At 49.6% G+C, this 24,085-nt stretch carries 20 protein-coding genes and 2 pseudogenes; 9 read left to right on the top strand and 13 right to left on the bottom strand.

From position 1 onward, the window contains the following. Positions 1-20: 20 nt before the first annotated feature. Both OQV00_RS23480 and OQV00_RS23475 read right to left on the bottom strand, forming a co-directional pair. Positions 21-1,700: a glycoside hydrolase family 43 protein gene (locus OQV00_RS23480; RefSeq protein ID WP_064357588.1), complete on the bottom strand. Its 1,680-nt coding sequence runs from the start codon at positions 1,698-1,700 to the stop codon at positions 21-23. 59 nt (positions 1,701-1,759) lie between these two features. Further along, positions 1,760-3,199 (bottom strand): MFS transporter, encoded by a 1,440-nt coding sequence (locus OQV00_RS23475; protein ID WP_160873654.1) that lies wholly within the window; start codon positions 3,197-3,199, stop codon positions 1,760-1,762. Positions 3,200-3,645: 446 nt separating this feature from the next. Here OQV00_RS23475 and xylA point away from each other — a divergent pair, with 446 nt between their 5' ends. Then, the gene (gene xylA / locus OQV00_RS23470; protein WP_266279497.1) at positions 3,646-4,965 is read left to right on the top strand and encodes a xylose isomerase; all 1,320 of its coding nucleotides are present in this window, start codon (positions 3,646-3,648) and stop codon (positions 4,963-4,965) included. A 531-nt stretch (positions 4,966-5,496) separates the two neighbouring features. Further along, positions 5,497-6,884 (top strand): annotated as a pseudogene (locus OQV00_RS23465) (carbohydrate porin). A 200-nt stretch (positions 6,885-7,084) separates the two neighbouring features. On the opposite strand, the pseudogene OQV00_RS23460 reads toward OQV00_RS23465, so the two are convergent. The 3 genes and pseudogenes from OQV00_RS23460 to OQV00_RS23450 form a co-directional block, all read right to left on the bottom strand. Beyond that, positions 7,085-7,915: pseudogene (locus tag OQV00_RS23460) on the bottom strand (SAM-dependent methyltransferase); the annotation flags it as partial. A gap of 66 nt (positions 7,916-7,981) precedes the next feature. Further along, entirely contained in the window at positions 7,982-8,239 is a 258-nt protein-coding gene (locus OQV00_RS23455; RefSeq protein ID WP_032716428.1) for a YjhX family toxin, read from the bottom strand. Between the two features lie 250 nt (positions 8,240-8,489). Continuing rightward, positions 8,490-8,735, bottom strand: coding sequence for a helix-turn-helix transcriptional regulator (locus OQV00_RS23450; RefSeq protein ID WP_015585267.1), 246 nt, complete (start codon positions 8,733-8,735; stop codon positions 8,490-8,492). Between the two features lie 116 nt (positions 8,736-8,851). On the opposite strand from OQV00_RS23450, the gene OQV00_RS23445 reads away from it, so the two are divergent. Together OQV00_RS23445 and cspE are read left to right on the top strand one after the other, a co-directional pair. After that, the gene (locus OQV00_RS23445; RefSeq protein WP_071824652.1) at positions 8,852-9,118 is read left to right on the top strand and encodes a helix-turn-helix domain-containing protein; all 267 of its coding nucleotides are present in this window, start codon (positions 8,852-8,854) and stop codon (positions 9,116-9,118) included. 623 nt (positions 9,119-9,741) lie between these two features. Beyond that, complete coding sequence (gene cspE / locus OQV00_RS23440; RefSeq protein ID WP_007720208.1) at positions 9,742-9,954, top strand: transcription antiterminator/RNA stability regulator CspE; 213 nt, start codon at positions 9,742-9,744, stop codon at positions 9,952-9,954. Between the two features lie 239 nt (positions 9,955-10,193). Here cspE and OQV00_RS23435 read toward each other — a convergent pair whose 3' ends face one another. Beyond that, the gene (locus tag OQV00_RS23435; RefSeq protein ID WP_015585265.1) at positions 10,194-10,352 is read right to left on the bottom strand and encodes a YqaE/Pmp3 family membrane protein; all 159 of its coding nucleotides are present in this window, start codon (positions 10,350-10,352) and stop codon (positions 10,194-10,196) included. Between the two features lie 221 nt (positions 10,353-10,573). On the opposite strand from OQV00_RS23435, the gene pspE reads away from it, so the two are divergent. Further along, a complete protein-coding gene (gene pspE, locus OQV00_RS23430; RefSeq protein WP_015585264.1) occupies positions 10,574-10,912 on the top strand; it encodes a thiosulfate sulfurtransferase PspE in 339 nt (112 codons plus the stop codon). Between the two features lie 215 nt (positions 10,913-11,127). Here the strand turns inward: pspE and OQV00_RS23425 are convergent, their stop codons facing one another. Together OQV00_RS23425 and uxaC are read right to left on the bottom strand one after the other, a co-directional pair. Then, positions 11,128-12,672, bottom strand: coding sequence for an MFS transporter (locus OQV00_RS23425; RefSeq protein WP_075808921.1), 1,545 nt, complete (start codon positions 12,670-12,672; stop codon positions 11,128-11,130). Between the two features lie 23 nt (positions 12,673-12,695). After that, positions 12,696-14,102: a glucuronate isomerase gene (uxaC, locus tag OQV00_RS23420; protein WP_032716452.1), complete on the bottom strand. Its 1,407-nt coding sequence runs from the start codon at positions 14,100-14,102 to the stop codon at positions 12,696-12,698. Between the two features lie 458 nt (positions 14,103-14,560). Here uxaC and uxuA point away from each other — a divergent pair, with 458 nt between their 5' ends. Next, on the top strand, positions 14,561-15,631 hold the full coding sequence (uxuA, locus tag OQV00_RS23415) for a mannonate dehydratase (protein ID WP_015585261.1): 1,071 nt from the start codon (positions 14,561-14,563) through the stop codon (positions 15,629-15,631). Positions 15,632-15,735: 104 nt separating this feature from the next. Here the strand turns inward: uxuA and OQV00_RS23410 are convergent, their stop codons facing one another. Further along, positions 15,736-16,635 (bottom strand): LysR family transcriptional regulator, encoded by a 900-nt coding sequence (locus OQV00_RS23410; protein WP_044348406.1) that lies wholly within the window; start codon positions 16,633-16,635, stop codon positions 15,736-15,738. Between the two features lie 117 nt (positions 16,636-16,752). Between OQV00_RS23410 and OQV00_RS23405 the strand changes: the two genes are divergently transcribed. From OQV00_RS23405 to OQV00_RS23395, 3 genes are all read left to right on the top strand, one after another. Then, a complete protein-coding gene (locus OQV00_RS23405) occupies positions 16,753-16,935 on the top strand; it encodes a 4-oxalocrotonate tautomerase (RefSeq protein WP_032716433.1) in 183 nt (60 codons plus the stop codon). An 888-nt stretch (positions 16,936-17,823) separates the two neighbouring features. Next, positions 17,824-18,732 carry a winged helix-turn-helix domain-containing protein gene (locus OQV00_RS23400; protein ID WP_052626755.1) on the top strand — a complete coding sequence of 303 codons (909 nt, stop codon included), beginning with the start codon at positions 17,824-17,826 and terminating at the stop codon, positions 18,730-18,732. After that, positions 18,732-19,205: a hypothetical protein gene (locus OQV00_RS23395; RefSeq protein ID WP_048025005.1), complete on the top strand. Its 474-nt coding sequence runs from the start codon at positions 18,732-18,734 to the stop codon at positions 19,203-19,205. Before OQV00_RS23400 ends, OQV00_RS23395 begins: the two co-directional genes overlap by 1 nt. Before the next feature lie 253 nt (positions 19,206-19,458). Here the strand turns inward: OQV00_RS23395 and OQV00_RS23390 are convergent, their stop codons facing one another. The 4 genes from OQV00_RS23390 to OQV00_RS23375 form a co-directional block, all read right to left on the bottom strand. Continuing rightward, positions 19,459-19,935, bottom strand: coding sequence for a hypothetical protein (locus tag OQV00_RS23390; RefSeq protein WP_015585256.1), 477 nt, complete (start codon positions 19,933-19,935; stop codon positions 19,459-19,461). 194 nt (positions 19,936-20,129) lie between these two features. Continuing rightward, positions 20,130-20,741 carry a winged helix-turn-helix domain-containing protein gene (locus OQV00_RS23385; RefSeq protein WP_266280718.1) on the bottom strand — a complete coding sequence of 204 codons (612 nt, stop codon included), beginning with the start codon at positions 20,739-20,741 and terminating at the stop codon, positions 20,130-20,132. 610 nt (positions 20,742-21,351) lie between these two features. Beyond that, a complete protein-coding gene (locus OQV00_RS23380; RefSeq protein WP_266279492.1) occupies positions 21,352-22,266 on the bottom strand; it encodes a winged helix-turn-helix domain-containing protein in 915 nt (304 codons plus the stop codon). A gap of 761 nt (positions 22,267-23,027) precedes the next feature. Beyond that, a complete protein-coding gene (locus OQV00_RS23375; RefSeq protein WP_157792083.1) occupies positions 23,028-24,071 on the bottom strand; it encodes a fimbrial protein in 1,044 nt (347 codons plus the stop codon). Between the last annotated feature and the right edge of the window lie 14 nt (positions 24,072-24,085).

Raw genomic sequence — 24,085 nt, 5'->3', positions numbered from 1 at the left:
TAACGTAGGTTCATTATTATTTAATTAAAACGTGATTCGCTGGCTTGCCAGCTATATGTACCATCGGCCATTAACGCATCGCCCAGCTCCTGATAATGGAAATCGTAAAACTCTGCGCTGGCGTCATAACCTGAGTAGTCTACAGCCGCAAGGCCAACGAACGCCCCGGTAAAGAACCCGCCATAGCTTTGCAGCACATAATCGTCGGAAAGAATAGCGGCATCTAATTTAACGGGGATTTCCGTGAAATTGACCCCATCAAAACTGTATTCATAGCTATACGTTTGTTTGCGAACTTTGCTGCGGAACCAGACGAACTCGGTCCCTTCGGGGATCTTGATGGCATCATCTTTCAAATATGACGTGTATTTCCCACGATTATTTTCACCGATCTCAATGACTGAGCCATTAATCTCATTCCAGGTGATGAACACAAAGCTCCAGTGGCGATCGTTGTAATAATTCGTTAATCCTGCCATCTGTTGATAATTGAACGGATTAAATTTCACTTTAACCTGGGCATTAAAATAGAAGGCTTGCCAGCGTCGGGCAATAAGCGACAGATTATGCGTATTGGCTAATGAACCCTGGCCGATTAACGTCAGCTTGCCATCGCCGGTGGTCCCCATTTTTTCTGTGAACGGAACCCGCAGCGTATTCCAGTTAGGATCGAGCGTTGCTGTTTTAAACGCATCGTACTGGCTATGGTCTTTGGCACTTTCGGTGTAAATGGCATCGGTTGGTCCTTCGACAAAGGTTTTTCCGCCGTGGCCCCCTTCGATACGCGGCCAGCCGTCCGCATCCCAATACACTTTCTGGATCGCGGTTTCTCTGCCCAGAGTTGACCAGCCACGAGGATCATAGGCCGACTCACCTGGACGATTCCACGGACGGGCGCAGAGCGAGGCATAATACCACTCACCTTTCGGAGTGGAGACCAAAGCGCCATGCCCTTGTTTCTGGATGTAGCTGTCCGGGGTATCGACGTTCGTTAAGAAGACTTCCCCTGGCTCGGTTTCAAAGCTGTTGGCCTCTAAGGTTTTGGAGCGCGCAACAACCTCCTGGTGGGTAAAGACGGTCCCCCCCTGCGCGGCGAAAAGATAATAATAGCCGTTCAGTTTGTAGAGGTGTGGCCCCTCGACGAGTGCAACGGCGGTGCCCCGATAGATGGTCCGCGCGGTTGCCGGTTTTAATTTCAGTGTCCTGGTATCAAGCTCAGTTAACGTGATGCCATCGAAGGGGTGATGGTACTCTCGATGGTCCCAGGTTTGCTGCACGATATATTTACGCCCGTCATCGTCATGGAAAAGCGAGGCATCAAAACCGACGCCATTCAGTTTGACAGGATCTGTCCACGGACCACGGATATCGGTCGCGGTGGTCAGATAGTTGGTCATGTCTTTAAAGGCGCCTTCGGTGATTTTCACATCGGTATACACTAACCAGAATTGGCCATCGGCATACGAGAGCGCCGGCGCCCAAATCCCACCTGATGAAGGATTGCCTTTCATATCTAAAAGGGTCGTCGTCGACAAGGGACTGGGGAGCAGATTCCAGTGTTGCAGGTCCTTTGACTCATGCAAACGAACGCCAGGGAACCACTCAAATGTCGAGTTGGCGATATAGTAGGTGTCCCCAACACGGATAATACTGGGGTCTGCATTAAATCCGGGTAATACAGGGTTTTGGATAAGTGACATATCATTCTACCTTTTTAAAATTTCCAAATTTATATTTCTGAATTTTTATTAATTTTTAACTATACCCGGATCTCATCCAGCTGACGGTTGATCTCGGTGACATTTTTGTCTGAGATAGGATAGAGTTGAATAATGATCATCGAAATAGCGGCTAACACAATGGGCATCCACACCGCGGTCATAATGATTCCGTCGATCGCATTGGCACTTTGTTGCGCGCCGGTTTCGCTAAAGCCATAGGCGGCCAGTAACCAAAGTGGAATCGCGCCGCCAATCGTGAAACCAATCTTGAAGAACAGTCCCATAATCGCATTAATGATTGCGGCATTGCGTTTGCCTGATTTTAATTCGCCATAGGCAATCACTTCTGGAACAAGCGCCCACATGAAGCCAGTCGCTGAGGTTAAGCCCCATTGTTTAATGAAGGTTGCGACGTAAGCAAGCCACAGGGCATCGTGCATGCCTTCGCGTGACCACACGTAGGTCAGTAATTCACCCACAATAAACATGCCAAGGAAAAGATGGAAGAAGCCTTTTTTACCGAAGATTTTCTTCAGTCTGGACCAGAAAATAGGGAAGATGATGCCGGGAATTGAGGCGACAAGACCAATCGCTCCCATCCATTCAGAATGACCGACAACAAACTGATTGAAAAAGCCATTTACCGTGTTCATGAAAAACATGAAGGTAAAAGCTAACATGAAAAAGAATCCGAGAATGACAAGCGGCCGGTTATTTTTGAGTTCAAGGAATAAATCTGTCGCTTTTACGTTAGCCGTCTGTTCTGCCGTCGCAACCACTCGCTCTTTGGTGAATTTATAGCAGAAGAAAAGTGCCGCTGCGCCGATTAACATATAAATTGAGTAAACGCCAAACCACGCATAGTTAGCCGACGGGTCGGTATAGTTACCCATATTCAGCTGAAGGCCAAAAAAACCCGTATCCTTGAGGCTGCGATCTTTGGGGGAGGCCATCTGCACAAACATCGGGAACAGGGTATAAACAAGCAGGTTGGCGCTGTTTGCCAGCATCATGCGGGTACTGGTCAGTTTATCAATCGATTCAGGATCTCTCGTCAATGATGCATTAAGCGAACCATAAGGAATATTCACCAATGAATAAACTAAATCCAGCGCCAGATAAATGATAAACGCAAATGGAACCGAACCTCTTATTCCGGGAATAGGCGCAAAAAGCAACGCGGAAAGAATCACGAGGGGAATGCCCGCTCTTAAAAGCCAGGGACGATATTTGCCCGCACTTGAACTTCTTTTGTCAACATAGGTGCCGACCATCGGATCCCAGAAAACATTAACGATGCGCACAAACAGAAATATAAACCCCGCCGTCGCGGTGCTGATGGTATTTACCGTCAACATGTGAAGAGCAAGAAAACCGCCTATCGTACCAAAAACAAGGTTTTGCGCAAAATCACCCATCCCATAACCAATGCGTTCCCCACGAGTTAATTTATGATATTCATCATGCCGACTTTGCATTATGTTTTTGCTCATTCTAATCAAGTCTCCGGTTTCTTTTGAGAATGTGAAACACTTTCTGACACAGATGACCTCCGGGAATCCATTACGATTTTACATTAAGTAATTATGTTTTTTTACTTCTGTGATCATCGAAACTCAGGCTCTCTCGAGGCCGCGTATCCCGCCTGTTGACGCGCCGCTGACAGGCAATATCTGCGGCAGGTAAATGTCCCCCGGCAACAGCTGATTTTTATTTTAGTGATTGTCACCTGAAACCCTCGGGAAGGGAAGGGGAAGTATGGTTATCAATGTATTTAATATATGACGTTATTATTTGCGAGATGGTTCACATTTGCGCATTTTCTTAATTGCCGAATGAAATAACGTAATTGAGCCACCTGCCAGGAAAATACAGGATAGGTCAAAATTATTTATTTCTCGCTTCCTGAATGACGGAGTTCATTATGCCAGTTTATTTCGAACAGCTTGACCGCATACGTTTTGAAGGTCCAAAAACAGCAAACCCGCTGGCTTTTCGCCACTACAACCCGGATGAAATCGTGCTGGGAAAAAGGATGGCAGACCACCTGCGCTTTGCTGCCTGCTACTGGCACAACTTCTGCTGGAATGGCGCCGATATGTTTGGCAGCGGTTCTTTTGAACGACCCTGGCAACAAGCGGGGGACGCGCTGAGCCAGGCAAAATGTAAAGCTGACGTCGCTTTCGAATTCTTCCATAAGCTCAACGTGCCGTATTACTGCTTCCACGATGTGGACGTCTCGCCAGAAGGCGCATCGTTAAAAGAATATCTGAATAACTTCGCCAGAATGACCGAAGTGCTGGCGCAAAAACAGCAGGAAAGCGGGGTGAAATTGCTGTGGGGGACTGCTAACTGTTTTACCAACCCGCGCTACGCCGCCGGAGCGGCAACCAACCCCGATCCGGACGTCTTTGCCAGGGCGGCAGCCCAGGTCGTTGCCGCCATGAATGCCACCCACCAGTTGGGCGGCGAAAACTATGTGCTCTGGGGCGGTCGCGAAGGCTACGAATCCCTGCTGAATACGGATTTGCGCCAGGAGCGCGAGCAAATTGGCCGCTTCCTGCAGATGGTGGTTGAGCACAAACACAAAACGGGTTTCCGTGGCACGCTGCTTATCGAACCTAAACCGCAGGAACCCACGAAGCATCAATATGATTACGATGTCGCGACGGTCTATGGCTTCCTCAAGCAATTTGGCCTGGAAAAAGAGATCAAGGTGAACATTGAGGCCAACCACGCAACGCTTGCCGGGCACTCGTTCCACCATGAAATCGCCAGCGCCATTGCCCTGGATATTTTCGGCTCCGTTGATGCCAACCGCGGTGATGCCCAGCTCGGCTGGGATACGGATCAGTTCCCGAACAGCGTAGAAGAAAACACGCTGGTCATGTACGAGATCCTTAAAGCCGGCGGCTTTACCACCGGTGGCCTGAACTTTGATGCCAAAGTCCGTCGCCAAAGCACCGATAAATATGACCTGTTCCATGGCCATATTGGCGCGATGGATGTGATGGCGCTGGCACTCAAAAAGGCCGCTCGCATGATTGAAGACGGCCAGCTGGAGCAACGTGTTGCAAAACGCTATGCCGGCTGGAGCGATGAAGTGGGTCAGCAAATTCTGCAAGGGAAAATGTCGCTGGCGCAAACTGCTCGCTACGCTGAACAGCATAACCTTAATCCTCAGCATCAAAGCGGACATCAGGAATTACTCGAAAACCTGGTTAACGCGTATCTCTTCGACTGAATCCTGCTTGCATGCCCCTGCGGGGGCATTTATTGCCGGTGTTATTTATCATGACTGGAGTTTATTTCGGCGCATTCGCTGTGAACCCGATGCGGTACTGATATATAGACGACTTCTGCGTACTGATAAATACACTCTCAGCACTACCGAAGAGCAAAAAAATACAGAGAATCCTCGGGCCACAGAAATTGCGGGGAATAAAGTTAAAGAGAACCATTGATGAAACCTGCCTTTGCCGACAACCTCTGCCGGGGCAGCACCTGTTGTCTACGACAAACCGAGAAGGAGGGCCAAAGACCGCTGTAATGGCAATCATCGATAATGCTGGTTGGTGAATTATCCGAAGATATGATTCATCTGCATCAGCACGCATCAGCAAATATCACTCATGGAGACATTATCACGATAATAGCGTAAAGCCTCTGCGACCGTAAAAATAACAATGATATTGTTCTTATGATAGCGACATATTCTGTCACCCAGAATGGGATTGTTATTATCTGAATACAATTAAACTATATTGAGATAGACATGAACATGATAAAAAAACTTCCATTAACGATGGCGGTTATCGCCGCGCTTTGCCCTTTTTCCTCTGTTATGGCCCAAGAATTTACTCAGGAACAAATTGACGCCATTGTGGCGAAAGCCGTCGATAAGGCGCTGGCGGATCGTCAGACTAAAATTGATGCCGCCGCCAATAAGAAAGTGGACGTCATGACCAACCCGCAAACCACCGCCGCTTCGCCGGATATGGCGATTCCGTTCGGTCTGAAGTTTAGCGGCTACGCCCGCTACGGCGCCCAGTTCCAGAGCGGCGATCAGAAGTTCGTTGGCGTCGATGGCTCCTATAACGGCGCCTCGGCGATTGGTCGTCTGGGTAACGAAGGCAACGGCGGCGAGTTCCAGATTACCAAAGCCTTTAAGAGCAGCCAGGGCGCCATCTGGGATATCAACGTGATGTTCGACCACTGGAGCGACGAAGTTAACCTCAAGAAGGCCTACGTTGGCGTCACCAACGTGCTGGCATCCAATCCCGGCGCCTATATCTGGGCCGGTCGTGACTTCCACCAGCGTCCACAGCAGGGGATCAACGACTACTTCTGGATGAACCACGACGGCCAGGGGCCGGGGTGAAAAACTTCGATATCGGCGGCGTTCAGTTCGATGTCGCCGCGGTTTCGCAGGTCGAGTCCTGTAGTCCGGAAGTCATGGCCGATGAGTCTAACCCGTCGCGCATCACCTGTACCGGCGGCTCCGGGACCGGCGACGACGGTCACTATGCGCTGACCACCAAAACCCACAACATTAAGGCCGGCCCCATCGATGTCGAGGTCTACGCCAACTACGGCTTTGACTCCAAAGCGGTGGACAACGACGCGCAGATTGATGCCTGGCAGGGCGGCCTGCTGTTGAGCCACGCCAACAGCGACGACAGCGGCGTGAACAAAGTTATCCTGCGCTATTCCGATAACGCCGATAACAGCGTTTACAACAAAACGGACGGGTTGACCACCGTCTACGCCAGCTTCGAAGGTAATTATAAGTTCACCCGGCAGGCGCAGGTCGAATACCTGTTGGCCTTCCATGACTATGACAACAGCAAGGACAACACCGACAACCGCAAGAACTACGGCGCCATCGTCCGTCCGATGTACTTCTGGAACGATGTGCACTCCACCTGGCTGGAGGCGGGCTACCAGCGCGTTGATTACGATCAGGGCGGGGATAACCACGGCTGGAAGCTGACGCTGTCGCAGAACATCGCCATCGGGATGGGGCCGGAGTTCCGTCCGATGCTGCGCTTCTACGTCACCGGCGGTCAGGTCGATAATAACCATACCGCGAAGGTGAACGGCACCCGCGACGAGCAGCTGGACTCCCTGAACGTCGGCGGCATGTTTGAAGCGTGGTTCTGATGTCTCGTTAAGACGCTATCCTTCTGGTGTGTCGCATCGATACTGAAAAACGCGAACACGGTAGCCAGTTTTAGTGGGCGACGACCCTGGCACCCAGCGGAGATTATTGCGCAATTGCAAAAGCGCAATCTGTCGCAGGGGGCGCCATCGCGGGAGGTCATGGCGGTATAGCCGGTTTGAGCTATACCGCCAGCTTCATTTCATCGGGCGATTAATGCAAACACGCCCCAGCCAAAGTATTCCCGGGTCCAGGTGACATGACGTTGGGGGGCTGTCGTCAACTCATTTCGAACCTCGGGGGCCATGTCATCGTCAGGGTTTTCCTCCAGCCAGCGGCGCATCGTGAGCCACTTCGCGGCTTCGTAGCGGTCCCAGCCCTCCTGATCCGCCAGCACCATTTCCACCACGTCATAGCCGAGGTTGTCGAAAGAGGCCACAAGGTCGGGAAGGGGGAGAAAATCAGCCACCGAGGAGACTCCGCAGGCCTGGGCTATCTCTTCCGACGCAGGTAGCTGACGCCAGTAGGGTTCGCCAATAAGCATGATCCCGCCCGGTTTCAGGCTCTGCGCCAGCAGCCCGACTGTCCCGGCAAACCCACCGGCAATCCATGTCGCGCCGACGCAGGCGGCCACATCGTATTTCTCTTCTGCAACATACCCTGCGGCATCGTCATGAATGAAATGAACCTTACTGCTGACGCCGAGCTCTTCCGCGCGCCGCCTGGCCTGCGCGGTGAACAGCGGGCTCATATCGATGCCGGTGCCGGTCACGGCATAATCGCGGGCCCAGGTGCAGAGCATCTCCCCCGAGCCGCTGCCGAGGTCAAGGATGCTGGTGTCCGGCTTCATGCGTAACACGCGACCCAACGTGGCGTACTTTTCCGGGGTGAACGGATTATGAATGCGGTGCTCGCTTTCGCTAATCGTAAAAATACGTGGGATATCCAATGTTAAATTCCTTATATAGCGTTGAGTATGAAGAGGGTGTTCCTGTGAGGTTTTTGCTTTTTCAGCCAGCAGAGCAAACAGCTTTCTTCCGCTGACAGCTGGATGTGCCGGGGGGCGAAAATAAGGGTGCTGATGTCCATCATGCTCTCCTTAGCGGTTATCGAGCTGGGCGCGAACGTTGTTCAGCCCGGTGGTATTAATGCGATAGGGTTGGCCGTTGACGGATTTGATCAGTTTTTTGGTTTTGAGTTTTTTGAAGACGGCGAGCGTGCAGTCGGCGAGCAGAAGCCCTTCTCGGCTGTAGCATTCCACGGAAGTGACGCGGCCAGATGCATCGCGGACGTGCGCAATACGTCCACCTTTGGCGAGAACGTGTAAGGTACGTTGTTCCTGACGGGATAAATTCATACTGGAAAACCTGTTTAATCATCATGTGCAAAACGTGCAAACACACAGCGGTGTCCGCATTCGATTTCGGCGCATTGATAATCAGTCCGGCCTGAAAAGGTCGGGGAACTGATTATCCGATGATGACATTCTCCAGCATCAAAGCCTCGGGTTGAGTAGATAGGTATTTACGGGGTGAATGATAACACCTGTTTTTTATCAGGGAATAGCCCGGGTTAAAAAGTGTGATCCGGATAAACTCGCCTGACGCTCAGCGCTGATACCAGCCGGCGACCACTTCCGCCAGATCGTCTTCAACGGTATAGAAATAACAGGCCGGGATCTTCAGCACGTCTGCCAGCCGACAGGCCAGCGCGAAGTCAGGGGTGTGGATGCCGCGTTCATACTGGTTCATCCGCGCGCTCGCCGTCGCCTCATCAATACCCGCGAGGATACCCAGCTTTTGTTGGGAGAGTCCCGTTCTGAGGCGCGCTTCTTTTAGACGGTGCGGCAGCATGATGATCCTGAAAGACTGGAAACAGAATCACGATTCTGGTAGCTGTTAGTTGAAAATGTACTAAGTATTACTTAGTGTTGTGGCGATAATATGAACGGCTTCACTAACGCAAAGGAATGAATGAGATGAACAGAACTGATATGCATCCGGCTGATATCATTGCGCAATTAAAAAAGCGCAACCTGTCTCTGGCGGCGGTCTCCCGCCAGGCGGGGCTAAGCTCGTCAACGTTAGCCAACACGCTGTCTCGTCCCTGGCCTAAGGGGGAGTTTTTAATCGCGCAGGCGCTGGGTATCGATCCTGCGGAAATATGGCCGAGTCGCTACTTCGATCGGCAGGGCAACCCGATCGACAGAAAGAAACGGATTCGTGTAAAAGGGTGAATAATCCGCGTGTGAGGGCAGGAGCGGATGCCCCTGCGCAAGGCAGTCGATCCGGCTACCGGCTGGCGGTGATCACCGGCAGGATAGATAGCGTGAGCGGGGAGAAGGGCACATTCCTGTTTCCACCGCCATTTAAGTCGGCCTCACGCCTGTCCGTTCAGCCGGTTTTTATCCATGTTTAGCCAGTCCGGCCTGCGTGTAGCGCCGGTTCATTTGCTCATTGGTTCCTGTTTTCTCTCGATATCTATGCCCGCGGCACAGAGATGCTTCATGAGTGCAAAAAACGAAAACGAATTCGTGAAATACCGGACGCATTACTCTTGTGCGAAATTGAGATAGCGATTGTTGATAGCGGCTACCTTTTACAGACATATGGCCATCCGGGTGTTTAAGCGGTCAAAATAAAAAACATAAACCTTGCTATAATAATTTCTCTATGTCTTAATAACGTCATCGGTTTGGAACACAGACCTTATGAAAGCAGTTTTAGTAAAGCAGTCCTCAGTTCAAGAGCTATCCACAGATACCCTTCTTCATGAGCCTCCTCCTAAGTGCCAAATAAGTAACTCTAAATACAGGCCATCATCGCCGCGCTTAGTGGCTCATTAATTAAGGAAGTATCTATGTCTAATAAAATGACTGGTTTAGTAAAATGGTTTAACGCAGATAAAGGTTTTGGCTTTATCACTCCGAACGACGGCAGCAAAGATGTATTCGTACATTTCTCTGCTATCCAGAGTGACAACTTCAAGACCCTTGATGAAGGCCAGCAGGTCTCTTTCACCATTGAAAATGGCGCGAAAGGCCCGGCAGCCGGCAACGTCACTCCGCTGTAAGCCGCGCTCATTATCAGCGACGTTTACAATAGCGATGAAGGCGATAGCCTGAGCAGATAAGCTCCGCTGATAATAAAATGAACCCGCCCTGTGCGGGTTTTTTGTTGCATTCAGTTTGCCGAATTAAAATCCATTCGCCATTCGGTAGCGGCAGGTAATCGCGTAAAAATAAAATAAGATTCAGATGAAAAATACCTGAAAAAATAAACGGCGCCGTTGCGCCGTCATGATGATATTGGTTAATCGCGCGTTTGCACCCAGAATGCGTGAATCAGGCCGGGGATATAACCCAGCAAGGTCAGTACAATATTCAGAATAAATGCCCAGCCGAATCCTTTACCCAGTAATACGCCAAGTGGCGGCAAAATAATCGTTAAAACAATTCTCCAGAACCCCATACATACTCCCTATAAAAATCAACGTTGAAACAGGTGACGCTGTCTTTAAGCATAGTAATTTTAACGGAGAGCGCCAGTTTGCCTGCCGTGTTGCCTTTGCGCGCATATCATCGAGTATCCGCTTTCTGCCCATTTTCCTGATCAGGTCAAAGATTGCCCGGGATGCCTTCGCTAGTATCATTCCTGGTGACCAGGAAAAACAAATAAGGAGAACTATCGTCATGTTTAATCTGACCCGGGTAATGAAAAAAACGATCTTGACCGGCGCCATGCTGATGGCGTCCACCTCACTGTGGGCGGCTGAGCACTGGATTGATGTCCGCACTCCAGACCAGTTTCAGGAAACGCATGTAGAAGGAGCGGTGAATATTCCCCTGAAACAGCTGGATGCGCGCATCGGCGAAGTGGCAAAAGATAAGAATGACACGCTGCACCTGTACTGCAATACGGGGAACCAGTCCGGCAAAGCTGAAAAAATGCTGCAAAGTATGGGCTATAAGAATGCCGTCAACGAAGGCGGACTGAAGGATGTCGAGAAAACGCAGAAGATGGTGAAGTAATCCGCTTGCCCCATCGCGAGAATGTGCCTTAAATCCACCTCTTTGCACTGCTCCGGCTTCACTTGCGCGGCTTACGCGTCTGTCGTCGTCGAATGATCAAATCAGGAGCATGTCTGGCGGATAAGAGACGGCGATGGTTCGGCTGACCTTAATCGGGTCAGCCGGGCAGGGCAACCACGCGGCAGCGGGCATGATGCCGCTGCCGGCGGTATCTGTCAGTTCAGTACCGAGGTGGGTTCGCCCGCCTTTGCTCGCTCGGGCGGGGTATCGCGCCAGAGCGTGTCATAGCGATAACCCGTCAGGTCTTCAACCACATGGCGCGCTTCAGGCGTGACGTCCTGCTGAAGACCGTTCGCCTTCAGGCGCTCAATCTCATCGACAAAAATCTTGTGCGTACGTTTGTTCAGATGGAAGGTCAGCGCCTGCCACAGAGCAATCAGCAGCAGCACGGCGGTGCCGGCAAACAGCAGCGTCGCGATGGTATTAATCGCTTCCTGAGGCTGAGTCAGGCTCCCTTTCACGAAACCGCCGCTTTGCAACAGCAGGCCCACGGCAAAGGTAGCGATGGCGACCGTCGTTTTACGCGAGAACGTCATCACCGCGGCAAACAGGCCTTCACGGCGCTGGCGGGTAATCATTTCGTCAATATCGGGAATAAACGGGAAGACGTTCCACGGCGTAAATTCCAGCACGCAGCGGCCAACCTGATAGATACCGGCGATGATTACCAGCAGCATCACCTTGTTGTCGGTCGGGAACTGATACACCAGGAAGAACCCGCCGAGGCACAGCAGCATCAGGCTATAGGCGAAGACATAGAGGCGAGAGGGACCATACTTAATGATCGCTACGCCCGCCGCCAGCGTAACCGGCAGCCCGACGATACTCATCGACAGCAGCGTGCCCGCCAGAGAGGACGAGACGTTCAGGCAGTAGACGCAGAAAAAGACGAACACGGTGTTGTAGACGTCCTTCGCCGTAAAGGAAAAGAGATAAATCGCCAGGTGCTTACGGAACGCCCGCACCTTCAGAGTAGAGGCATACTCCTTAAACAGGTTGCCAAAGGCGACAAACTTCTCGGCCGCCGTGGTGGACTTGCGCTCTTTTTCCATTTCCGCCAGCATTTCCGGCGTCAGCTCGCGTTCCCAGGTCACTTTCCACGAGATAAAGACGCAGACCATGAACATCACGGCAAACACCACGCCGTTAACCAGATAGGCGTCGGCATTATTTTCACCCAGTGCGCCAATCAGCAGACCGGGGATAAAGGTGGCGAGAAAGGTCCCGGATGCCGAGAGGAACATCCGGCATGTGGAAAGCTTGGTGCGGCCATTAAAATCTTTGGTCATCTCGGAGGGCAGCGTTTCCCACGGGATCAATACCATGGCGGCAATGATCTCAAAAGCCAGATACACCGCGAGATAGAACCAGTAGTTCATGCCGTTTAGCCACAGCAGGGTGTAAACCAGCATGAGCGGTGCGCCGATCAACAGGAAAAAGCGCCGCCGGCCAAATTTCTTACCCAAATAGTTTTTATAGAAATGGTCCGTGAAGCTGCCCATAAACAGGCTGACAATAGCATCCACGATACGCGCGATCGCGACAATCGACGCCGCTTCAATCGGCGACAGGCCGACAAACGTGGTATAGAAGAAAAGCAGCCATGCGCCAATGACGGTAAATGCGCCGCCGCCCATAATATCCGTCAGACCGTAGCCGATACTGACGGGGATGGTCACTTTTCTGTTCTTACGAGTCATAGTTTATCCCTGTATCTGACGGGTCAAAAACGAAAATAACGACGGGCGTTGTCCACGCAAATACCGCGGATCATGGCGTCGAGGATGGCGCGATCTTCCGGCACTTCACCTTTCTCTACCCAACCACCAACCAGGTCGCAGAGGATCCGGCGGAAATAATCATGTCGGGTGTAGGAGACAAAGCTGCGCGAATCAGTCAGCATGCCGATAAAGTTGGCCAGCAGCCCCTGATCGGCCAGTGTATTGAGCTGGTTAACCATGCCGCGTCGGGTATCGTTAAACCACCATCCGGAGCCGAACTGCAGCGGTGATTTCATGCCATCCTCGCCGCTCTGGAAGTTGGCGAGAGTCGAGGCGACCACGTCGTTATAGCTGGCATTGAGGTTATAAAGAATGGTTTTCGGTAGACCGTCATTCTCCACCATGGCGTTAAGCAACGCGTTCAGACTCTGCGCAAGGTGAGTTTGATCGCCAATCGAGTCAAAGCCGCAGTTGATGCCGACCTTGTTGAACATGGTCGCGTTGTTGTTACGAATGGCGCCAAAGTGAATCTGCATGGCCCAGTCGCGCTGTTTGTACATTTTGGCCAGCGCGACAAAAATCATACTTTCCCAGGCCTGAAGGGCATGCTCATCCAGCGTCTCTCCTGCCAGCCGACGCTGAAACAGCGCGGCCTGCCCGGCCTCATCAAGCGGGCAAAACCGGATCGCCAGCGGACCGTGGTCCGATACGCGACAGCCCGTGCTGTGGAAAAAATCAACACGCGCTTCGAGAGCGGCCAGGAACCGATCCAGCGAGGTTATCGCCCGCTGGGTTTTCTGCGCCAGTCGGGAGACGAACGTCAGGAAGCGATCGGGGCAGGCGTCGAACAGCTCATCAGGACGAAATGTTGGCAAAACGCGAGGGGAAAAATCGCTTTTTGCTGCCAGCAGCCGATGGTATTCCAGGTCGTCGAGCGGCCCGTCGGTCGTGCACAGCGCTTCAACGTTTGAACGGCGGATGAGCGCCTGGGGTAAAAAGTCGTCGTGGCGTAATTGCGCATTACACCGTGCCATAATATCGCGCCAGTTTTTACTATTAAGCGTTTCGTCGATCGCAAAATAATGTTTCAGCTCAAGGTGGGTCCAGTGATAAAGGGGATTGCCAAAACTGGCTTCGACAGTTTGCGCCCAGGCTGCAAATTTTTCTTCGGCGGAAGCATTGCCGGTAATTTTTTGTTCAGATATTCCATTCGCCCGCATTGCCCGCCATTTGTAATGATCGCCCTCCAGCCAGAGCTGAGTAATATCCGTGAACGGTTTATTTTCCCAAATGGCTCTGGCATCAAGATGACAGTGGTAATCAATAATCGGTAACGCTTTTGCTATCTCAGAATACAGCCGCTGACCTGGCGCGTTGGTTATCATAAAGCTATTGTTTATCAGTGACATAAAAACTCCGTACACGATGTCGCTTTTACTACGCATCCCCAGCGTTAAGCCGGGGCCGGTGTATGACGGGAACATAATGGCGTTGAGGGTAAGCTTCCTTTTCATTGATTGTCTACTACCATACAAGATGTAATGATAAAATTGTGACTTAACGCATGTATTCCGTCGTCGATATTCATAACCTGAAATAAAAACCGGGATGAATTAAATGGCTAAAAATAAAATCGTGTTATAGAGGATGATTAATTTAAACTGAATTTGTTATTTTTTTACAATATAAAAACAATTAACCGCAACAGAGATAATGAAGATCCGTTCAGCCCATGAGTCTTTTTATCGCGTCGTCACTCTTTTTTAACGAGGTGGTTGATCAAACGATAATTACTGCATATGCTACTCAATACTAGTATGGTACATCTCGTAAAATGCATAGCAGCAACGATTAAGGCGGATAAAAAATGCAGATGACAATGCGCTGGTTTGGGCCACAGGAAGACAAAATCCCACTGGAATACATCCGACAGGTGCCGGGTGTGGAAGGTGTTGTCGGGGCACTGTATGACGTTGCTCCCGGAGAAGTCTGGCCAGTCGAAAAGATTAAAGCCCTGGTTGATCAGGCCCATGCCGCGGGCCTGACAATGGAAGTGATTGAAAGTGTTAACATTCACGATGACATCAAAATAGGCACCCCGGCACGCGATCGCTACATTGAAAACTATAAACAGACGATCCGTAATCTGGCGGGTTTTGGCGTCAAGGTCATCTGTTATAACTTCATGCCGGTCTTCGACTGGATGAAGACCGACATGAACTACGTCCTGCCGGATGGTTCACTGACGATGGCCTTCGAAAAAAGCGGTATCGATAAGAGTCTGGAAGAGGTCGTCAAAGAGGTTCTCGATAACGCCAACGGTTTTGCGTTACCGGGATGGGAGCCCGAGCGGCTGGCGAAAGTGCAGGAGCTGTTCGCCCGTTATAGCGGTGTCGATGATACTAAGCTGCGGGAAAATCTGTTTTATTTCCTCAGAGAAATTATCCCGGTGTGCGAGGAAGTGGGGGTGAAAATGGCGATTCACCCGGACGATCCGCCGTACTCTATTTTTGGCCTCCCGCGGGTGGTGAAGAATCGCGATGACCTGGCGAAGATTTGTGATGCCGTGGATTCACCGGCGAATGGCATCACGCTGTGCACCGGGTCAATTGCGGAAGATCCGGATAATAACGTCTATGAAATTCTTGCCGAATTCACGCGTCGTAAGCGCCTCCATTTTGCCCATGTGCGCAATATTAAGCTGATTAAGGATAAAGATTTCTACGAATCCGCTCATCCGTCGCAGTATGGCTCGCTGGATATGTATCGCGTTATGCAGGCCCTCCATGATAACGGTTTTGACGGCTACATCCGCCCGGATCACGGCCGGTTTATCTGGGGTGAAACCGGGCGTCCCGGATACGGCCTTTACGATCGCGCGCTGGGGGTAACCTACCTGCTGGGGCTGTGGGAGGCGCTGGAGAAGACGTCGTCATAAATCTGTCTGCCGGAGGCCAGGGCCTCCGGCCGCGTGTTTTCTGCCGCCGTTAAAACGGGCGTGTTGACCCGACGGGGCGGTGCAGACATCGGTCTGCAGTCGTTTCATCCATTATTCTGCGCGCCAAAGCGCTGTATCAGAAAATCAATCACGCTGCGCAGCTTGGCTGATGGACGGGTATCCTGTTGATAAATAAGATACATCGGCGTTGGCTTATAGGACCACTCGGGAAGCACCGGCACCAGGCGTCCCTCGGCGATATCTTCCTTTAGCAGTGATTCCGGTTGCAGCACGATACCGCAGCCGTTCAGTGCGGCAATCCTCAGCGCATGGCCCTGGTTAGACATAAACCGGCCTTTCACTACCGCTTTAACGATCTCGCCATCGGGCCCCATCAGCTCCCAGCGATCCTGATGTATCCAGTAGGACATCCCCAGACAGCTCATGTGACTCAGCTGATCCGGATGCGTCGGTGTCCCGTGCTGACGGAGGTAGTCGGGAGAGGCGGCAAGGATCCGACGATAGGCGTGCAGCGGCCGGGCAACGATATCCTTCTGCTGAATCTCACCAATATGAATAGCTAACTCAGCATTCCCGCTACTCAAGTTTGGCGTCTGGTTATCCAGCGTCAGCATGACGTTGACCTCCGGGTTTTGCGCCATGTAGAGGCTCAACGCCGGGACCAGTATCTGACAGCCGAAGCTGACCGGCGCGACCATATGAACCAGCCCTTTGGCAGTCGATTGCAGTTCCATGGCGCTATGCTCGGCGAGAGAGAATTCTGCCAGTACGCGGCGACAACGCTCATAGTAGAGCTGCCCGACTTCGGTTAACTGTTGGCGACGCGTGGTTCGGTGCAGCAAACGTGCGCCAAGCCGTTGTTCAATCGCCCGGATCTGTTTGGCAACCATCGTGGCCGATACGTCGCTGACATCGGCCGCTGAGGCAAAGCTGCCGCACTCGACAACTCTGACAAACATCTCCATTCCGGCAAGTTTATCCATGATTAACAACCTGTAGGTTCTGATTCACTCAACCTAACACACATTTATTGGTCCTCACCTTTCGGTAAAGATTAATTCATCGACCCTCAGACGGGGTCTCAACCGGAGAGAAAAAATATGCCTGTTTTACGTTTAGAATTACAGCCTGGCCGCTCGCCTGAACAGAAGCGCGATTTTGCCCGTGAAGTGACCCGGGTCGCGGTTGAAACGCTGAAATGCAAAGCGGAGAGCGTGGATGTGGTCATTGTCGAAATACCCAAAACGCACTGGGCTAAAGGAGGCGTATTGCCCACCGAATAGTTGTCTGGTCGCATTTCTCGTCGCCGGCGCAGGTTCACCGCGCCGGCTAAAGCGTAGCACCGGCCAGATGAATCATCTGCTTCCTCCGTGGTTTCTCAGCAACCGGCAATCCCTGCCGTTGCCTGGGGGTTATTGGGGATATGGCGATGAAAAATACCTATGGTACAGCGTGATTTGCTGCCTGTGTGCCACCTTATTCCCAGCCCCTTGCCGCCACTCAGTTGTGCCTGGCGTGCAGCCCCCGGCGATGGAAGGAGGCATCCAGCATGATATACAGTCTGCCGACCTGATAATGGCCGCGAATTACCGAGGCCAGCACCCGTTCCCGTCCATTTATGTCGCCTGCTGACAAATCTGCACTCCCCCTCTTAAATCCAGATAGCGATTATTGTTGCCACCGAGCGCTGTGCGCGTTATCCATGACGTTCAGCAAAAAAAAGAGTGGTGTTATCGAATAAGCCTGTCCATGCATAAAAGATCTAAACAGGGACCCGCTCTATTTTATTGAACGCCAAATATCAGTTGAATATAGCATTGGTTACCAATACGTTAAATTTTTGGATGAAAAGTTCGAAACATTTAACGGGAATTGGTAATTAATGTCGTGGCTTTACGGGTAACAAATTTCTTATCCTGTAACGACTTGTTGTAATTTATAATCAGTTACATCAATATCAATTTGGAAACAAATTAGTCATCAGTTGGTGAGCGTTGATGAAATAAATCGATACCTATCGCATTTTTAATGTTTTAATATGGATTTTTTGCCATTGGATAGCGTTAAATTTAAGTTGATAGGTTTATATCTTCTTAACTATTTTGAACTTTCTTTAGTCTAACGACTAACTATTTGATTTTAAAAATGCATGCAACAAAGGGTGTCGCAATATGGATCGCTCAGATAACATCCAAAGCTATATTATTGGCGAGGATGTTGTATTCACGCCATCCCAAAGAATGATTGTGGACAGGCTGAATTCAAAAGAAGTTAAGCTTCATGTACCTGCGAGCTGCTGCCTTGAAATTTTACTCAACAACCAGGGAAAGATTGTTTCTCAGGATCAATTGATTCTTTGTGGCTGGGGGGAGAAACGTAATGCCGGGGTGAGTCCAAACACCTACTATCAATGTATTTTACATCTCAGAAAGTCGCTGGCCGCCATAGGATGTCTGGATGTTATTGATACGGTGCCCAGACATGGTTTGCGGTTTAATAACAGGCTCAAAGTAACATATCTGTATCCTGAGAAGAATAATGAGCAACAAACTGACAACAATATAAATCAGGACATGGAAGGATGTGTCCATAGTGATATTGTGGGTATTGTCATTGACAGGTCTGAGCGTGTTGAGGCTGACGATGTCGAGTCAGATGATTCAGGAAACGCGCCGCAAGAGGCCGATTTTTTTGAAAGTTCAGCAGCAGAAGGGGGGATTCATGAAGGTAGCAAGCGGCATATTAAGTGGCTAAGAAATGCAGGCATTGTCACTATATCCGCTATTGTTTTATTCAGCATCATGACATTTCTTCATAAACCGGGAGGTGAAGCCTTTTCGGACTATAGCAAACTCTCTTTTGAGGGCTGCACTGTCTTTGTGGCAGACCAAAAATACGCTGTCACTGAAATTAAGAAAATCCTCAATACGCTAGGCCTGCCGTGTTCTGACAAAACTATTGTCTATTTTACCGCTTCCCCTATGAATACCCGCTTAAATTTTATGTATTGTTCTGTTTACACTAAAAAGAATCAAAACTGTCGCTCCCTGACAATAATGAAAACCATGAAGGTACACTAATGCGCGTTAAAATATATTGTCTTTCTGCGTTATTGGTCGTGGTGCTGTTTATCATTTTTTATTATTTTGAACCATTTATTCCAAATAAAATAATAGTATGTCAGAGCCGCCACACTCTGATTCATGATGATTTTCGTCTGGATTCAAACATTGGCTTTACGCTAGGAAACCATAAAGGTGAACTCACGATTTATGGCATCGCCGAGGAGAACGGCAGACGATCGCAGATCAGTAGAGTGATTAATTTTACCTATGTTAATCATGATGATATCTATGTTCTTAAAAATCAATATGTTGAGCATCTTAGCACCGATAGCAGTAGCGACAGCAATGCGGATGACCATTTTCCGGCTTTCTTTTATGAACCAGGGAAAGAGATTACGTTTAAAATTGAATATGATGAATATCATAACCCGGTGATTTATTTGCACAGCATGCCAACATTCTATTGTAAAAAATATCGAGACATTTAAATACGAAGAAAAATGCCGCCTGTTGTCGGCAATGATTCACGCTATCTGCTATTGGCTTAACTGCCGTTACCGACAGGCCGCCTTGCGGACAATATGATACGTTGGTGTTATGGATTATCTCGCCATCAGGATAGCGTATGCTGTTGCGTATCACTGGTGTATCTGAGTCGTTTACTGCTGCGCATATGCTTCGCTTTTGCGGTTTTCCTTAGACGAGAGCGGCGAGAACGATGAGTCTGATTAATAATACGCCTCAGATATCGTCTTGTTTATGACATACATAGGCCGGTAACGTAGAGAAGATAAATAAATAGCTATGCTGCTGTTCAATCATTTTTACGTAAATGTCTTTTTGGGGATAGATGAAAAATAATGGCTCATATTTTTCCAACCAACTGCTGCTGATGCTTTCATCAGGAAATATCACATTGGTCACTGAGGTCAAATGGTAGGTGTTATTCTTCCTTTGAATGTTGAAGAATATCTTGCGGTTAAATCTTTTCGTTTTGTCGTTAACGGAGTAGCCATTCATGCTGAGCAGGCCGCTATCTTTGTTTATCCTGTAAGTGAGTGAAATATTGAGTTGTTCATCAGTATTATGCTGTACAAAGTTAGCTTTGCATGTAAATTCAGGAGGCTGAGAGCGTTTCCATAATGAATAGCCTGCCAGGATTAAGGTAAAAAACAGGCATACGCAAAGCACATACACCGAAGTTCGGTAATGTATCATTTTAATGATCCTCAATAAAATAATCTGAAATACAGTAGTTGGGACGGGTCATAGGTTTGTTACACCGAATAACGGAAGCCCTGGGTAGCATGGCATAACGGCTGATGTATACCCATGGGAATTTTTTACAGTCAGGTTTGAATTGATTGCCATAGGTGAGCGCCGCCGCTTTCTCATCGGTGTTATGAATCTCTTTATTGAGAAAAAAGTGGCAGCCGTTGGTGTTTACGGCAAGCATGTAATTTTCGAAGTATCGACTTCCCTGGAACTGAGCGAGTATGACTTTGATATCGGCCAGCAGGATAGAAAAAATAAGCGCGGTGATTAAAAAAAAAAAGCTTACTGAATTTCCTGATACCTGCTTTATTCAGACTTTGTTCGGCAGGTATGTCGGGAACCGCTGCGACTATTCCTGATACCGGCTCCGATGCCCGTAAACTGCCGATATGATCTGAGTCCGCTGAGTCAGGCGTATCGTGGTGGACAGGCCGGGCACCCTCCTCGGTTTTTGCCTCCTCAACATTAGCGATCGGCAGGACATCGGCGGATTCAATAACCTGAACCTGCGTTTCACGGGCCAACGTTAAACCGATACGCGGTATCGTGGTAATAGGATCGGCGGGAAATCCAACCTCTTTCAGACCCTTTCGGAGTAGACAAATATTCTGATAGTAGGTATTTGCAGAAACGACGAGCCCGAGTTTCTCCCAGACGTTATACATAAATTCCTGCTGTGTAACTATCGTATTTGAACTCTCAATTAATAGTAATAAACAACGACTTGCAGGAGAGTTTAAGACCACCATTTGCGTGGGATTGATAAGGTTCCTTAACTGGCGAGTCGTGGGATGAAATTCAACAATGTTGTTAATAATGTAATATCTATGCATGGATTATATAAAACTCTTTCAGGAACAGGAGGGCTTTATCTCGGCGGATGCAGATAAAAATTAAGAACTTTTCACATTCAAAAAAAATTATAAATGATAGATTAAGCTCTGCATATTATGGCGCCTGGCGAAAATTCTTATTTATACCGTTACGGTGAATCACCATGATTGCTCGCCAGCCATGTGGGAGGGATAGTCTGTTCATCAAGATAATTTCTGACTGTACGGCAGAGGGCGCTACCTCTCCTGGAGTTCATGTCTGTCGTCTTAACGTAAGTAAGGAAAGCCACTGTTGATCTGGCGTCACAGCGTTGTCGTCGGGCGATCTGCCGATGTGCTCGGGGTGTATGAGCTGCTTTCGTAAGCCATGAAAGGGTAAGCGGAGTTATGTGAGGGAGAGGGAGTCTGCCGCAGAGCGGATAGCTGACTGGCCGGCACCGTTTAAGTAACAATCCACGGCCGATATTGCTTTTTCCTGCGCCTGTAAACCGGAAAAGTGGAAAATGATCGCGTAGTGCTTAAGCTGTTATTCAATGAAGTATTCTGAAATACATAAAGTAGATTGCGTGAATGGTTTATTACAGCGGATGATCGACGTTCGGGGAAAGTCAGCCAGCGTTGTTACGTATACCCAGGGGTAGTTCACACAATCACCGGTGATATGTTGGTCATATTTATTGAGTACCTCCATTTTCACACTCTCGGATACCGCTTTTGCTGATAGCACGTGGCAGCGCTGAGCTGTAGCAATCTTTACATAGTCAGAGAAATAGTTGTCTTTTATCGCTGTCAGATATGAGAAAAGCAGCGTGATGAATGCCAGGCTTATCGCCAGCAGAACGCCATTTTTTACGCTAAAGCCCATCCGGTATATATTTGTTCTGGTAAGCGAGGGGGGAAGGAAACGGTGCTCTGCTGCAGGAGATGGGGAAACTTGTTCCGCATATTCACAGGTAGTCGGCAGGGTGGTGGCGGGAGGCCGATGGCTATATTCTTCCACCTCCGTGTTTTCGTCGGATTGGCCAGCCCCGGTTTCGACTTCAGGAGTGGTTTCCGTGACTAATTTCCGAATCTGGGTACCTGTAGCCAGAGTAAGCCCAATACGGGGAAGGGTGATAATGGTATTATCCTCCAGCCCGGCGTGGATAAGGCTTCTGCGGAGAATTGAGATATTTTGATAGTAGGTGTTGCTGGTCACCTTCATACCACTCTGTTTCCAGGCAATATCCATAAAATCCTGCTGTGTCACGATATTACCGATATTATTAATGAGTAACTGCAAACAGCGACCTGCGGGGACACTCAGCGTTACCTTCAACGCCGGATTATGGATATTGCATAACATATTGGTCGCAGGTTGAAACGTCACGCAGTCGTTAATAACATAATACCTATGCGCATCTGCTAACCATTTATATCGTTCATTGCTGCCATTTTTCATTGTATTGATCTCCTGGCGAAAAGGGATACATAATCACGTAAACAGGAAAGCTACATAATGAATCTTTGTTATTATTTTTGCTTTATTTGACCCTAGAGATATTACCTCATCGTGATGCCGGCTGAAGGGCTGCAGCCTGTTGAGGAGGTTGGACGTGTCAAACGAAAGCGTAGAAAGAGCTCATCTCTGCGTTAATGGCAGCCAGGCTGGGGGGCGATATGCTGTGCTGAACTTCAGGTCTGACTAAGCGCCTGTCCTATCATGGCTATTTTACTTGCCACTTTGGACCTGAGCAGTGCCGAAATTCTCAGGTACTACGCGTACGCGCTGGTTTCTGCGCGCTGCCTGTCTCCACACTGGATCACCACGAACGCCCGCCGTGGCGCCGCCATACTTTATGCGCATGGGCGTTGGTTTTATTACCCGGCTCATCCGGGAACCTCGCCCTTACGTGTCGCCGCGTCGAAGCATGTGAATCTGTTCTGGACAGGTTTGTTGCTCACCCCGGTCATTTACTGGGGTACAGCTGGTACGGGCTCCCGGCGTTGCCGTTTTCTGCCACTCAGATTATTTAAGTGATAACGATTTGCGGCAAAAGGTTTTTGTGCTGCATGAGTCTGCTGTGTATCGCGGGCAGTTTGTGGAACTCAGGATGCAAGAGTGCATGTGGGATAAATTGTCTAATGATATTTATAATAGTTGTACCAGCCCGATGAATAATGCCCCCTTGCGGAGGGCATTATATATTCCGGGCCCGGGGATCAATCTTCCTGGATCACAACCTCTATCACCGCTTTGACCAGACCATCTGAAATATCATTATTCATCTTGAAATAATCAGCGGTTAAGCTGATATCCTGATCGAGGCTAAGGGACGTAATATTGTACGCATCGGTATCATAAAATTTCACTGGATTACCCTCTTTTTTCAGGATGATCCCGACATTTTTGGCGCCGCTACCTCCCGGCGCTGGGAGGATAGCATTTTCCATTACCCCAATATCGCCGGTCACCGAGCTTTTTGGGTTAAACCAGTAGGTGAGCTTCTGGCCTTGCAATTCACTGGGGCAGGTAATATTCATGTCAATGGTTTTGCCTTTACCGGTTGCCGCGCCGGAGGAAAGCGCTAACAACTCGCTTTTATTAATTCTTTGCAGATTGACCGTGCTGGGACCCTTCACCGAAATATTACAGCTCTCATTACGAAAGGAAACTCTTGTTGTTTTGGGATTTACCCAGTAGATCGCGCCCCCCCTTTCATACGTTGGATAGGCCGGGTCTCTCACGCGAAACGTAATTTCGACATTGATGTTGGTCGCCCCGCTGGTATCGATGGGGCCCGTTTTAACCAGCCACGCAGAGAAGAACGGTGTGGCGGGAAACTGTGCCGATCTGTCAAAAGGCGTCGGCCAGGACCCGGCCTCGCCGGGAACCTGTTTGCCGACGCGGCTGGCGAATATATCGCTAAATTGAATACCAATACCGGATACGCCCGTTTCATAAACGGGCATACCGCGGAGAGTCATTCCTGGAACCTGCGAAGTGCTCACTTCGACGACATATTCTGCGCCGGGATTGCACCGGAACAGCCTGTGGTGCAAATCCATGCCGCCTATTGTCTTAGAATAAAGAAATGCTCCAACCGGAAGCGCAGGATCGGCCGATATCTTAGGATATAACGTCATACCCTGGCGCTCTTCCACACCACCATCGTTGCCGGCAGCATCCGTATAAGTGCATAGCCGTGCAGCTGAAACCCCGCTACTGAAAAAGACGGCGGCCAGCAGTACAATCATTTTTTTCATTTCACTCATCTCGT

This window comes from Klebsiella sp. DY2415 (assembly GCF_026314315.1).
Classification (GTDB): Bacteria; Pseudomonadota; Gammaproteobacteria; order Enterobacterales; family Enterobacteriaceae; genus Klebsiella; species Klebsiella ornithinolytica.
The sequence above is the reverse complement of the archived record's forward strand: the minus strand, read 5'-3'. Positions and strand labels throughout refer to the sequence as shown.